This window comes from Dactylosporangium sp. NPDC048998 (genome assembly GCF_043197855.1).
Taxonomy (GTDB): Bacteria; Actinomycetota; Actinomycetes; order Mycobacteriales; family Micromonosporaceae; genus Dactylosporangium.
Genome location: NZ_JBICTV010000004.1, coordinates 1 through 12,028, shown reverse-complemented (window position 1 = coordinate 12,028; position 12,028 = coordinate 1). Strand labels below are relative to the sequence as shown.

12 protein-coding genes are annotated in these 12,028 nt (G+C 71.2%); 9 read left to right on the top strand and 3 right to left on the bottom strand.

Annotated features, from left to right (window positions below; all coding sequences use genetic code 11):
- The first annotated feature begins 27 nt into the window (after positions 1 to 27).
- The 7 genes from ACGFI8_RS10775 to ACGFI8_RS10745 all read left to right on the top strand — a co-directional run bounded on the left by ACGFI8_RS10775 (position 28) and on the right by ACGFI8_RS10745 (position 6,748).
- Positions 28 to 723, top strand: coding sequence for a response regulator transcription factor (locus ACGFI8_RS10775; protein ID WP_392802953.1), 696 nt, complete (start codon positions 28 to 30; stop codon positions 721 to 723).
- A complete protein-coding gene (locus ACGFI8_RS10770; protein ID WP_392802950.1) occupies positions 720 to 2,246 on the top strand; it encodes a sensor histidine kinase in 1,527 nt (508 codons plus the stop codon). Before ACGFI8_RS10775 ends, ACGFI8_RS10770 begins: the two co-directional genes overlap by 4 nt.
- Before the next feature lie 193 nt (positions 2,247 to 2,439).
- The gene (locus ACGFI8_RS10765; RefSeq protein WP_392804028.1) at positions 2,440 to 2,904 is read left to right on the top strand and encodes a hypothetical protein; all 465 of its coding nucleotides are present in this window, start codon (positions 2,440 to 2,442) and stop codon (positions 2,902 to 2,904) included.
- Between the two features lie 38 nt (positions 2,905 to 2,942).
- Positions 2,943 to 3,386, top strand: coding sequence for a hypothetical protein (locus ACGFI8_RS10760; protein WP_392802948.1), 444 nt, complete (start codon positions 2,943 to 2,945; stop codon positions 3,384 to 3,386).
- 56 nt (positions 3,387 to 3,442) lie between these two features.
- Positions 3,443 to 4,024, top strand: coding sequence for a DsbA family protein (locus ACGFI8_RS10755; protein WP_392802946.1), 582 nt, complete (start codon positions 3,443 to 3,445; stop codon positions 4,022 to 4,024).
- A 536-nt stretch (positions 4,025 to 4,560) separates the two neighbouring features.
- Positions 4,561 to 5,187 (top strand): GPP34 family phosphoprotein, encoded by a 627-nt coding sequence (locus ACGFI8_RS10750; RefSeq protein WP_392802943.1) that lies wholly within the window; start codon positions 4,561 to 4,563, stop codon positions 5,185 to 5,187.
- Positions 5,188 to 5,239: 52 nt separating this feature from the next.
- Positions 5,240 to 6,748: an APC family permease gene (locus ACGFI8_RS10745; RefSeq protein ID WP_392802940.1), complete on the top strand. Its 1,509-nt coding sequence runs from the start codon at positions 5,240 to 5,242 to the stop codon at positions 6,746 to 6,748.
- A 107-nt stretch (positions 6,749 to 6,855) separates the two neighbouring features.
- Here ACGFI8_RS10745 and ACGFI8_RS10740 read toward each other — a convergent pair whose 3' ends face one another.
- The 3 genes from ACGFI8_RS10740 to ACGFI8_RS10730 all read right to left on the bottom strand — a co-directional run bounded on the left by ACGFI8_RS10740 (position 6,856) and on the right by ACGFI8_RS10730 (position 9,373).
- Positions 6,856 to 7,050 (bottom strand): hypothetical protein, encoded by a 195-nt coding sequence (locus ACGFI8_RS10740; protein WP_392802938.1) that lies wholly within the window; start codon positions 7,048 to 7,050, stop codon positions 6,856 to 6,858.
- The gene (locus ACGFI8_RS10735; RefSeq protein WP_392802935.1) at positions 7,047 to 8,117 is read right to left on the bottom strand and encodes a LacI family DNA-binding transcriptional regulator; all 1,071 of its coding nucleotides are present in this window, start codon (positions 8,115 to 8,117) and stop codon (positions 7,047 to 7,049) included. Before ACGFI8_RS10735 ends, ACGFI8_RS10740 begins: the two co-directional genes overlap by 4 nt.
- 143 nt (positions 8,118 to 8,260) lie before the next feature.
- The gene (locus tag ACGFI8_RS10730) at positions 8,261 to 9,373 is read right to left on the bottom strand and encodes an MBL fold metallo-hydrolase (RefSeq protein ID WP_392802933.1); all 1,113 of its coding nucleotides are present in this window, start codon (positions 9,371 to 9,373) and stop codon (positions 8,261 to 8,263) included.
- A gap of 269 nt (positions 9,374 to 9,642) precedes the next feature.
- On the opposite strand from ACGFI8_RS10730, the gene ACGFI8_RS10725 reads away from it, so the two are divergent.
- Complete coding sequence (locus ACGFI8_RS10725) at positions 9,643 to 10,818, top strand: helix-hairpin-helix domain-containing protein (RefSeq protein ID WP_392802931.1); 1,176 nt, start codon at positions 9,643 to 9,645, stop codon at positions 10,816 to 10,818.
- On the top strand, positions 10,818 to 11,897 hold the full coding sequence (locus ACGFI8_RS10720) for an OmpA family protein (protein ID WP_392802929.1): 1,080 nt from the start codon (positions 10,818 to 10,820) through the stop codon (positions 11,895 to 11,897). Before ACGFI8_RS10725 ends, ACGFI8_RS10720 begins: the two co-directional genes overlap by 1 nt.
- Positions 11,898 to 12,028 lie beyond the last annotated feature (131 nt).

The following is a 12,028-nucleotide window of genomic DNA, read 5'->3' as shown; positions in this document are numbered from 1 at the left end:
GAACTCTGAGGGTATTTGGAGCGAATCATGACGCGGCTGCTTGTGGTCGACGACGAGCCGGACATCGTCGAACTGCTCTCCGCGAGCCTCAAGTACCACGGCTACGACGTCGCGAGCGCCACCAGCGGGCGGCAGGCGATGGAGGAGGCGCGGCGCTTCCGGCCGGACATGATCCTGCTCGACGTCATGATGCCCGAGCTCGACGGCTTCGAGGTGCTGCGCAAGCTGCGCGGCGAGGGCACCCGCGTGCCGGTGCTGTTCCTCACCGCCCGCGACGCGACCGAGGACAAGATCAAGGGTCTCACGCTCGGCGGTGACGACTACGTCACCAAGCCCTTCTCCCTGTCCGAGATCCTCGCCCGCATCCAGGCCGTCCTGCGCCGGGTCGCCGATCCCGCGGGGGGCGCGGCCGCCCAGACCTCCCGGCTGAGCTTCGCCGACATAGAGTTGGACGAGGACACCCACGAGGTCTTCAAGGCGGGCCACGAGGTCCAGCTCTCGCCAACCGAGTTCAAGCTGCTGCGATACTTCATGACCAACCCCGGCCGCGTGCTGTCGAAGGCGCAGATCCTCGACCACGTCTGGCAGTACGACTTCGGCGGCGACGCCGGCGTCGTGGAGTCCTACGTCTCCTACCTGCGCAAGAAGATCGACACCACCGAACCGCGCCTGCTGCAGACCCTGCGAGGCGTGGGCTACTCACTTCGACTGCCCCGCACATGAAGTCCTGGCCGCTGCGCGTCAAGCTCGTCGTCCTGATGCTCGTCCTGCTCGCGGCGGCCCTCGTGACGACCGGCACCGCCGGCGTGTACAGCACGCGCGACTACCTGCTCACCCGCGTCGACGCCCAGCTCCTCGGCAGCGTCAGCCAGGCGGCGATGGCCTGCGAGAGCCGCGACACGAGGCTCGGCGGCCCGGGCGCCGCCCCGATGCAGCGCAACGGCTACTACGTGGCCTGCATCAACCCGGACGGCTCCATCGAGGAGCGCTTCTTCAACCGGATCGACACGAGCCAGGGCCGCCCGGCACTGCCCGCGACCGCTGAGAGCATCGGCCCGATCACGCAGCTCGATAACGACACCTTCGGCGCGTACACCACCGTGTCCCCCGTGGGCGGCGACGGCCACCAGTGGCGCGTGCTCTTCGCCCAACAGGAGACCCAGGGCCCCCCGCCCAGCAACACCGTTTTCGTCCACGCCCCGGTCGTCATCGCCATCAGCCTCGACGACGTCGACGCGACCGTCACCCGCCAGCTCTGGACGAGCGTGACGATCGGCGGCTTCGTGCTCGTCGTGCTGGCAATCGTCGCCTATCTCCTGGTCCGCTCGAGCCTGCGCCCCCTCGTCGAGGTCGAGCAGACCGCCGAGGCGATCGCGGCCGGCGACCTGAGCCGCCGCGTCCCGGAGGCCGACCCGCGCACCGAGGTCGGCGGCCTCTCGCAGGCCCTCAACACGATGCTCGGCCAGATCGAGACCGCCTTCGACGAGCGCCGCGCCTCCGAAGGGCAGGCCCGCGCCTCGGAGGAGCAGGCCCGCGCCTCCGAGGAACGCATGCGCCGCTTCGTCGCCGACGCCTCTCATGAGCTCCGCACCCCCTTGACCTCGATCCGCGGCTTCGCCGAGCTCTACCGCCAGTCGGGCAAGAGCGACGAGACGATCGGCCGCATCGAACACCACGCGACTCGCATGGGTCTCCTGGTCGACGACCTGCTGCTCCTGGCCCGAATGGACCAGCAGCGCCCCCTCGAGAAGAAGCCCGTGGACCTCCTGTCCCTGGCCACCGACGCCCTCATCGACGCCCGCGTGACCGCGACGGGCCACCGCCTACGCCTGCGCACCGCCAGCAGCGACGACGACGAGGCCGACGTGGAACCCCCCATCGTCCTGGGCGACGAGGCACGCCTCCGCCAGGTCGTGCAGAACCTCCTGTCCAACGCCCTGAGCCACACCCCCGCCGGCACGGAGGTCACCGTCTTGGTCGGAACCGACGCCGAGCACGCCATCCTCGAGGTCTCCGACAACGGCCCAGGCATGTCCGCCGAAGACGCGTCGAGAGTCTTCGAGCGCTTCTACCGCACCGACCCGAGCCGTACCCGAGCCCTGGGCGGCTCCGGCCTGGGCCTGTCGATCGTCGCTGCCCTGGTGGCAGCCCACGGCGGCGAGGTGACCCTGCGAACGGCCCCAGGCGAGGGCGCCACATTCCGCGTCTCGATCCCACTGCTCAGGGCCACGCCGCAGCGACCGTGAGACCGGGGGCTACCGTAGCCGAACGCAGAGACCGGTCTCGATGACGGACGGGCCCTCGATTTGACCCTTGCAACTATGCGCATAGGCCGCTGTTGATCTTTCTGTGGCGCGAACAGCCCCTACTCTCTCGCGACAGGTGCATCGAGGCATCGACACGGTTCCTCGGTGCTGACACGCCCCACCAGGGAGGTGCCTGTACCTGAAGACCGGTCCGTACAACTTCGGGTTCGCGGACAAGCCGCAGTACGTCGAGCACTTCCCGTACCAGACCGGCCTGCTGGTCACGTACTGGGACACCTCGTACAAGGACAACAACACCAGCCAGCACCACGGCGCGGGCCTGATCCTGCCGATCGACTCGCACCCGGACCTGATCCTCAAGGGCGACGGGACCCCGTGGCGGCCGCGCATCCAGGGCTTCGACGCGCCGTTCTCGATGAAGCGGACGGACTCGTTCACCCTGCATTACGGGGCGGCCAACACGCCCAGCACGCTCGGCGGCCAGTGGGGCAACCCGCTGTTCGACGACAGCAAGAGCTACTACCGCGAGTACCCGGCGACCAACACCTACTACGGCGTCAAGGTTCCGAACAACGGCGTCAAGATCCTCGCCCTGTTCGAGAACGGCACGTCGATGACGGTGCTCGTCACCGGCTGAGCGGGAACCGAATGAGGCGGGAGGAGGTCCAAGCGGGTATGAAAGCGCCCCTGGGCCTCCTCCTGGCCGTTGTGCTGCTGACCGGCTGCGCCGCGAAGACCGGCGACTCCGGCGACTTGGCCCGGCCGGCGACGGTCCCGGAGGCATCCGGGCCGAGTGCCGCGCCGCCGGCGTCGGCGGTGGCGACCGGCCCGGCGCGCATCGCCGAACCGGCCATCAGCATCCCGCCCAAGGCGCCGAAGACGACCAAGGTCGAGCCGCCGATCGACGACTTTCAGCAGGTGACCGCCCAGGGCCGGGTGCGCGTCACCGGCCCGTGCGTCGAGCTCGTCACCGACGGGCTCACCTGGACCCTCATCGGCCCGGAGGCCGCCCGGGTGCGCGACGGCCAGCAGGCCAGGGCCACCGGCGTGCCCGACCCGAGCCGCGAGACGGCCTGCACCGGCAGCCCGCTGCTGGTGTCGCGGGTCACACCCATGTGAAAAGGGCGCCCCGCCCGGGTGACGTGGCCGGGCGGTGCCCGGCGAACCGTTGAAGAATGACCACGCCCTTCCAGGTCACGGTTCCCCGGCTGGCGGTGCCGGTGGGCCCCGACGACCACACCATCGGCCCGCAGACCGCCCCAGTCTCGCTGGTCGAGTACGGCGACTTCCAGTGCCCGTACTGCGCCATGGCGTACACGATCATGCAGGACCTGCTGCGACTGCGGCGCGAGACTCTGCGGTTCACGTTCCGCCACTTCCCGCTGACGAACGTGCATCCGTACGCCGACCTCGCCGCCGAGGTCTCCGAGGCGGCCGGGGTGCGCAATGCCTTCTGGCCGATGCATGACTGGCTTTTTGACAACCAGCGCAGCATCAACCCCCGCCAACTCATGGTCGGCGTCGAGCGGCTCGGCCTGCCCTCGGCCGAGATCGGCGACGAGGTCGGCGCGCACCTCTACCTCGACCGTGTGCGCCGCGACCTGGTCGGGGGCGTGCGCAGCGGCGTCGCCGGCACGCCGACCTTCTTCATCAACGGCATCCGGCACGACGGCGGGTACGGCCTCGACGAGCTCCTCGAGGCCGTCGACGAGGCGGCCGAGGCGGTCAAGGCCGGGGAGCGGCCGGACGGCTACTGACCGTGGATGCCGCGCGGGGATCCTGCGATCGCGGGGCGTTACTGCAGGTCATCTGCACGTGAATGTTTCACATCGAATTCGGCGGGCGGTGAGATCACCGTCCGCCGATTCTCGTCGCGCATCGGCACTGTTCGCCCAGCAACGATGGGAAACCGCTCTCCGATTCGCCCGCGTCAAAGGTCGGACGTCATCGACTTGACATCGGCTTGACCGGCGCCCGGCTGTTACCCACCGTGCGCCGATATCGGAAATACCGGGCGTCACGCTCCGTGGTCGCTAACCTGTGCGATCATCGTCTATTGGATATTGGTTGACCTGCGTTAACACGATTTAGCATTTTGAGAGTTGCGAACCGACCAACACGCAGTGCATGCTTTCGCGTTGGGTCGCGCGGTCATTTGGGCCCTAACTGTTGTCAACCTCGGGTTTGGGGAACCCGGGGGGAAGCGTCCGGTCCGTGGGGGGCCGGTCGCCCGGACGAAAGAGCGGTGACGTGCGCGGTCGATCGAAGACCGGTCGATTAGAGGCTCGGGCCGATGCTGCTCGCCGATGACTTCTTCCTGATCGCGCACGACGACCGGGACGGCAAGTCCCGGCTGTCGCCGCGCGCGGTGGAGCTCGGGCTGGCCGGCGCGATGCTCGGCGAGCTGGTCCTCGAGCAGCGGATCCTGGTGGAGGGTCCGCGGCTCCGGGTGATCAACCGGGATCCTCCGTCGGACCCCCTGGCGCATACCAACCTGGCCACGATGGTCGCCGAGCTGCAGCACCGCGAGGTGCGCACGTGGCTGCTGTTCCTGGGCCGTACGGCGGTCGAGGCGGTGGGGCAGCGCCTGGCGCGCGTCGGCCTGGTCGAGCAGATCCAGGTGCGCCGGCTGCTGCGCAGCGAGACCCGCTGGCTGCCCGCCGACATCAACCTGCCGGCCGGTCGCGTGGTCCGGCTGCGGCGCCTGCTCACGGGCGCCGAGCCGATGCGGGTGGCGGACACGACCCTCGCCGGCCTGGCCGAGGCGACCGGGCTGACCGGTCACGTCCTGTGGGACCGCGACCCGGCCGGCCTCAGAAGACTTCAACAGGCGATCACCACCCTGCCGCCGCCGCTGCGCGACCTGATCCTCCAGGTCGAGTCGGCGGTCGGCGACTCGGTGCTGTCGCAGCGCGGGTGACGACGCGGTCGGACTTCCCTCTCCCCTTCCCCCTCAAATCCCTGGAGGACCGATGTCCGCAACGTCGCCCACGCGACCGAGCGTGGTATCCCAGGCACTGGCCCGCGACCGGCTGGGCGTGCCTTCTGTCATCATGTTCGCTCTGACGGCGGCCGCGCCGCTGATGGTCGTCGGCGCGCTGGTCTCGACCGGGTGGGGTGTCGTCGGTACGACCGGCTTCCCCCTCGCCTTCGTGATCATCGCGGTCATCCTGTCGCTGTTCAGCTTCGGCTACGTGGCGATGTCCCGGCACATCACCAACGCCGGCGCGTTCTACTCCTACATCGCCCAGGGCCTCGGCCGGCCGCTCGGCGTGGGCGGCGCCATGGTCGCCCTGGTGGCCTACAACCTGCTGCAGGTCGGCCTGTACGGCGCGTTCGGCGCGTTCCTGAAGCAGTTCCTGGCCGACAAGGCCCACGTGAACGTCGAGTGGTGGGTCCTGTCCCTGGCGCTGTGGCTGTTCGTCGCGGTGCTCGGCCTGCTGCGCGTCGACGTCAACAGCAAGGTCCTCATGGTGCTGCTCGGCGCCGAGCTCGTCGTGGTGACCATCTTCGACGTCGTCTTCCTCAGCCACCCGGCCGGCGGCTCCCTCAACTTCGAGCCGTGGACGTGGGGCGCGCTGAAGGACACGGCCGGCCCGGCGTTCGCCGTCGCGGTCACCGCGTTCGTCGGCTTCGAGGCCGCCCCGGTCTTCTCCGAGGAGGCCCGCAGCAAGAACCGCACGGTCGCCACGGCCACCTTCCTCGGCCTGGCGGTCATGGTCGTCTCCTACGCGATCACCAGCTGGGCGGCGTCGGTGAGCATCGGTGTGGACAACACCGTGAAGGCGGCCCAGGACACCCTGGAGACCGGCGGCCCGTTCTTCCCGACCCTCGTGGAGAAGGGCGGCGCCTGGGCCGGCGACGTCGGCAACGTGCTGCTGATCACCAGCATCGCGGCGGCGGCGCTGAGCTACCACAACACGACCGCGCGCTACGCCTTCGCGCTCGGCCGTGAGCGGGTGCTCCCGGCGTTCTTCGGCCGCACCCGGGCCCGCTCCGGCGCCCCGGCGTCGGGCTCGCTGTTCCAGACGATCATCGCCCTCGCGGTCATCGTGCTGTTCGCGGTCCAGGGCTGGGACCCGCTGGTGAACCTGTTCTTCTGGCTGGGCACCTCGGGTGGCATGGGCGTGCTGTTGCTCGTCACGGCGACCTCGCTGTCGGTGATCTTCTACTTCGCCCGGGACGCCCGCGGCGAGGGTGCCTGGGCGCGGCTCATCGCGCCGATCCTGGCCACGATCGCCCTCGGCTACGTCATGTGGCAGGTCTTCAACAACTTCGGCCTCCTGCTGGGCTTCGCCCCGGACCAGAGCAGCCCCGCGACGTGGGCGTTCCCGACCGCCTACGGTGTGGCCGCGGTCATCGGCATCGTCTGGGCGCTCATTCTGCGCGGCATCAACCGCCAGGACTACGACGCGATCGGCCTCGGCGCCCGGGCCAACACCGCCCGGCTCGAGTCCGCGGAGCCGGCCGAGGTCCGCTGACGGTACCGAAGCGACAAACGCCAGAGGGAAGACACACAGCGAGGGAGGCAGGCGGTGGCCTGCCTCCCTCGCTGCTTGCTTACCCGCTTATCGCTTACCGCGGGGTGTTACCCGTAGGTGAGCGCCGCCGTGGGCTCGACTCGGTCGGCAGCCCGGCGAAGCGTGCGGGCGGTGAAGCCGCGCACCTTCTTCATCGTGGCCGATTCCGGACGGCGGTCGTCGACGACGGGGGCGTTCGGCAGGGCCGAGTTGACCTCGGCGCGGACGGCGTCGAGGGAGATGAGCAGTGCGAACGGGGTCATGACTTCTCCTTGAGCGGATTGGGGCCGGTGGTCGCCCTGACCACCAGCGAGACGGGCAGCGTCAGGCGACGCCGCCCCGGGTCCTCGGGCGGGTCGAGCAGAATCTCGCCCGCGAGCCGCCCGCGCTCGACGCTGGGCTGGCGGATCGTGGTGAGCCCGGCCGGCTCGGCCTCCGGGATGTCGTCGAATCCGGTGACCGACACGTCCCGGCCGGGACGCAGGCCCCGCGCCCGCAGCGCGTCGAGCACGCCGAGCGCGAGGACGTCGGAGGTGGTGAGGATCGCCGTGGCCCGGTCGAGCCGGTCCAGGGCGTGCGCCGCCGCGGCCGCGCCCTCTTCGCGGCCGTTGTGCGCCGCGTTGATGAGCAGCACCCGCTCCCACGGCAGGCCGGCGGCCGCGAACGCGTCGCGGAACCCGCGCACCCGCTCGCCGGTGACGTAGTAGCGCAGCGCGTCCGGGTCGGCGTCGACCGGGCCGGTGACGCCGCCGTGGACGATCCAGTGCGCGACGACCGCGATGTCGCGGTGGCCGAGCCTGGCGATGTGCTCGCCGAGCCGGCGCGCCGCCGCGCGCTCGTTGATGCCGACATATCCGGCCTCGGGCCCGAACGCGTCCGGGTCCTCGCCGATCACGATCGGCACCCCGCGGCCGCGGATGAGCTCCAGCGCGCCGTGCCAGTCGGGCACGCAGTACAGGCAGAACGCGTCGACCGCGGCGTTGCTGATCACCCGCCGGCCGGCCTCTTCGTCCTCGGGCAGGTTGAGCAGCAGCAGCGAGGTCTCCCGCGCCGACGCCGCCTCGGCCAGCCCGCGCAGGTAGGCCACCGCGTAGGGGTCGGTGAAGGCCATCGACAGATCGCCGGTGAGCAGCACGCCGATCGCGTTGACCTTGCCCCGGCGCAGCGACCGGGCCGTCGGGTTGGGGCCCGAGTAGCCCAGCCGCTCAGCCGCCTCCAGGATCCTGGCGCGCAGCTCGGGGGAGAGCTGATCCGGCCGGCTGTACGCGTTGGAGACGGTGCTCCGCGACACGCCCAGCTCGTCGGCGATGGTCTGCAGCGTCGCCGCCATGGCGCCGGATCCCCCCTTCCCTCTGTATCGATTCAGAATCCTTCTGTATCGATACAGTACGCCGGGTGGACGCCGGCCGCCAGTCGTTTGGCGGGTCCTGGCCTGTGTGTCGCGACACGTGCCCTGACCAGGTCATTTAACGGTCACGCAATGGGGCGCCACCAGGGTTCAAGTGCCGGTAACGCGTCGATGTCCACCCGGTCACCCGGCCGCGGCACGACGAGCTCGATGTCGCGCGCCCGGGCCTCCTCTAGGAGCCGCTCGACGGGCTCGGACCACGCGTGCAGGGCCAGGTTGAACGTGCACCAGTGCAGCGGGATCAGCACCCTGGCCTGGACGTCGAGGTGTGCGCTCGCCCCGTCCTCGGGCTTCATGTGGATGTCCGGCCAGGCGTCGTTGTACGCGCCGATCTGGATCAGCGACGCGTCGAAGGGCCCGTGCCGCTCGCCGATCTCCTTGTACCCGTCGAAGTATCCGGAGTCGCCGGTGTAGAACAGGCTCCGGTTCGCGCCCTTGACCACCCACGATGCCCACAGCGTGCCGTCGCGGGTGAAGCGGCGGCCGGAGAAGTGCCGGGCGGCGGTCGCGGTGAGCGTGATGCCGCGCACCGTCGCCTGCTCGTCCCAGTCCAGCTCGATCAGCCGATCCTGCGGCACGCCCCAGCGCTCCAGGTGCGCGCCCACGCCGAGGGGTACGAGGAACGGCCCCTGCTGGGTGCGCAGCAGCGCCCGGATCGAGGCCAGGTCGAGGTGGTCATAGTGGTCGTGGGAGATGACCACGGCGTCGATGCGGGGCAGCTCGCCGATCGGCAGCGGCATCGGGTGCAGCCGCTTCGGCCCCACCAGCGACGTCGGCGAGCAGCGCTCGCTCCACACCGGGTCGAACAGCACGCGCACGCCCTCGATCTCCACCAGCGCGGTCGAGTGCCCCAGCCAGGTGACGTGCAGCCCGTCCGGCTCGAGCCGGCCGCCCAGCTCGGGGCGTATCACCGGGATCTCGCCGAGCGGCCGGCGCCGCTGCTTGCCCACGAGCAGCTCCACGAACGCGCCCCGCATCGCGTGCGGCGGCAGCACGTCGGCCGGCACCGTGTTGCGGAACCGCCCGTCGGCGTACTGCGCGGACCGGCGCATCCGCTCGGCCCGCGCGCCCGCCGGCAGCGCCCCCAGCTGCGCCGGAAGGTCGCGTAACGCCCACGCCACGCCACCGGCGGCGGCCGCCACCGCGGCCAGAGCGAGCACTCGAGTCGTCTTCCCCATTGCCCCGTCGCCTCCAGTTGTGGTGAGGTTCAGCACCCGTCCGTTTCGATTTTCTCTCGGTACTCCGGCCAGCCGGACCCCGGTCGTCCCCCTTCGAACGCCTCCGATCTGCGGAAACGTCGTCAGGGGGCGCCCCGTGCGCCCGGCGGTCGCCGCTGGACGCGACCGGCGAGGCTCTGTTGCCGGCCATCCAGGTGTGCAAGGCTGCCCGCGAACTCCCTCTTCCCGCGCTTCCTCGTCGCGTAGGTCACTTCCCCCGGAGGCCTGTCGTGGTCTGGTACACCAACCAGTCACTCCTGTTGATCCTGCTCGCGTTCCTTCTCGGTCTGCTGGTCGGCTACCTCTGGTGGGGCCTGCGCCTGCGCCGGGTCCGGTCGTCCGAATCCGTCACCGAGTCCACCACGCCCGCCGCCCCGGCGCCCGTCGCCGCGCCCACTTCCCCGGTCGAGCCGGTCGCCACGGCCGAGCCCGAGCCGGTCGTCGAGCCGGAGCCCGTCGCTGCCCCTGAGGCCGTCGCTGCCCCTGAGCCCGTCGTCGTCGCCGAGCCCGAGCCGGTCGCCGAGCCCGCGCCGGTGGCGGTGGTCGAGGCCGAGCCCGAACCGGCCACTGTGGACGCCGCGCTCGTCGCCGACGTCGAATCCGCATTCGAGGCGGCCGAGGCGCCCGAAGACGATCTCGAGCGCATCGAGGGGATCGGGCCGAAGATCGGCGCGGCGCTGCGGGCGGCGGGCATCACCACGTACGCGCAGCTCGCCGATGCGGAGCGGTCCACTGTGGAGACCGCCCTGGAGAACGCCAACCTGCGCTTCGCGCCGAGCATCGCGACCTGGTCGCGCCAGGCCCGGCTGCTCGCCGACGGGGACGAGGCCGCCTTCAAGGAGCTCACCGACCGCCTGATCGCCGGCCGCGAGGTCACGGCGAAGCCCGAGCCCGAGCCGGTCGTGGCGGAGCCGACCGTGGAAGAGCCTGTCGCGGCAGAGCCGACCGTGGAAGAGCCCGTCGTTGAGGAGTCAGAGCCCGAGCCGGTTGCCGTCGAGCCTGAACCCGAGCCCGAGCCCGAACCGAAGCCGGTTGCGGTTGAGCCGGAGCCGGGGCCGGTTGCGGTTGAGCCGGAGGCCGAGCCGGGGCCGGAGCCCGTCGTCGTGCCGGTGCAGGCCGCGGCGTCGGCGGAGGAGGCGGGGCCCGCGGACGACCTCAAGCGCATCGAGGGCATCGGGCCGAAGATGTCCGCCGCGCTGGTGGCGGCCGGCATCCGCACGTACGCGCAGCTGGCTGACGCCGACGTCGACACCCTGCGGGCCGCGATCGAGGCTGCCGGCCTGCGGTTCGCGCCGAGCATCGTCACCTGGGCCCGGCAGGCGCGACTCCTCGCCGACGGGGACGAGGAGGGCTTCGCCGACCTGACCCGGCGCCTGGTCGCCGGCCGCGACACCGGGCGGGCCTGATGGCGGGCACGACCCGGAGCACCACCACGAGCGGCGCGCGCTGGCAGGTGCGGCCGCGGCATCCGCTGATCCCGATCGGCGCCGCGGTCGCCGGGCTGGCGGCGCTGGTCTTCGCTTTCGAGGTGCCGCACCGGCACTCGATCGAGGACAATCTCACCGATCGCACCAAGGTGGCGCTGTCCGACGCCGGCATCGACGCCGAGGTCAGCTTCACCGGGCGGGACGGGCGCGTGAAGGTCGGCTCGGCCGACGAGGCCGACAAGGCCCGCGACGTCACGCTCGGCGTCGAGGGCGTTCGCGTGGTCGACGTACAGGCGCCGCCGAAGGTGGAGAAGCCGCCGGCCCCGCCCGAGCCGATCGCGGTCAAGCTGCTGGTCGACGGTGGCAAGGTCACGCTCACCGGCACGGTGCCGGCCGACGGCGACCGCGGCAAGATCGCCGACGCGGCCAAGCAGGCGTTCGGGGCGGAGAACGTGCAGGACGACCTCACCGTCGACGCCAAGCGCGCCGCCGACGACACCGACCTGGCCGGGCTCGGCGCCGTCCTTGCGGCGCTCGGCAAGGACACCAAGGCCGGCGTCGTCGACCTGACCGACCACGTGATCACGCTGACCGGGACGGTGGCCTCGCAGGAGGTCAAGGACAAGGCCGAGGCGGCGGCGAGGGCGGCCACGAAGGGCCAGGCGGTCCGCAACGAGCTCGTCGTCGGGCAGGCGGCCGCGCCCGCGCAGGTGCAGACCCAGTTGGTCGCGCTGCCGACGGTCGAGTTCGAGAACGACAGCGCGACGCTGACCGCCAAGGGCCGGGCGGTCGTCGAGAACGCCGCGTCGATCCTCAAGGCCAACCCGGCGATCAAGGTCAGCATCGAGGGGCACACCGACGTGACCGGCACCGTCGCGCACAATCAGGCGCTGAGCGAGGCGCGGGCCAAGACGGTGCTCGACACGCTGGTGTCGCTGGGCATCGCGCCCGACCGGCTGAGCTCGAAGGGCTTCGGCGAGAGCCGGCCCAAGGTGCAGGGCGCCGACGACGCGGCGAACGCGGTCAACCGCCGGGTCGAGTTCATCGTCCAGCAGTAACGCGGACAAAGGGGAGGGGGGGGGGGGGGGGGGGGGGGGGCCCCCCCCGGGGGGGGGGGGGGGGGGGGGGGGGGGTCGGCTGGGCCGGGGCCGGGGTCAGGTTTGGATCAGGGGGCGGTACTCCTCCTCGG

Bases quoted from the DNA above. Each gene is read 5' to 3' on its own strand.
- ACGFI8_RS10775 (WP_392802953.1), top strand. From the start codon at position 28: ATGACGCGGCTGCTTGTGGTCGACGACGAGCCGGACATCGTCGAACTG.
- ACGFI8_RS10770 (WP_392802950.1), top strand. From the start codon at position 720: ATGAAGTCCTGGCCGCTGCGCGTCAAGCTCGTCGTCCTGATGCTCGTC.
- ACGFI8_RS10760 (WP_392802948.1), top strand. From the start codon at position 2,943: ATGAAAGCGCCCCTGGGCCTCCTCCTGGCCGTTGTGCTGCTGACCGGC.
- ACGFI8_RS10755 (WP_392802946.1), top strand. From the start codon at position 3,443: ATGACCACGCCCTTCCAGGTCACGGTTCCCCGGCTGGCGGTGCCGGTG.
- ACGFI8_RS10750 (WP_392802943.1), top strand. From the start codon at position 4,561: ATGCTGCTCGCCGATGACTTCTTCCTGATCGCGCACGACGACCGGGAC.
- ACGFI8_RS10745 (WP_392802940.1), top strand. From the start codon at position 5,240: ATGTCCGCAACGTCGCCCACGCGACCGAGCGTGGTATCCCAGGCACTG.
- ACGFI8_RS10740 (WP_392802938.1), bottom strand. From the start codon at position 7,050: ATGACCCCGTTCGCACTGCTCATCTCCCTCGACGCCGTCCGCGCCGAG.
- ACGFI8_RS10735 (WP_392802935.1), bottom strand. From the start codon at position 8,117: ATGGCGGCGACGCTGCAGACCATCGCCGACGAGCTGGGCGTGTCGCGG.
- ACGFI8_RS10730 (WP_392802933.1), bottom strand. From the start codon at position 9,373: ATGGGGAAGACGACTCGAGTGCTCGCTCTGGCCGCGGTGGCGGCCGCC.
- ACGFI8_RS10720 (WP_392802929.1), top strand. From the start codon at position 10,818: ATGGCGGGCACGACCCGGAGCACCACCACGAGCGGCGCGCGCTGGCAG.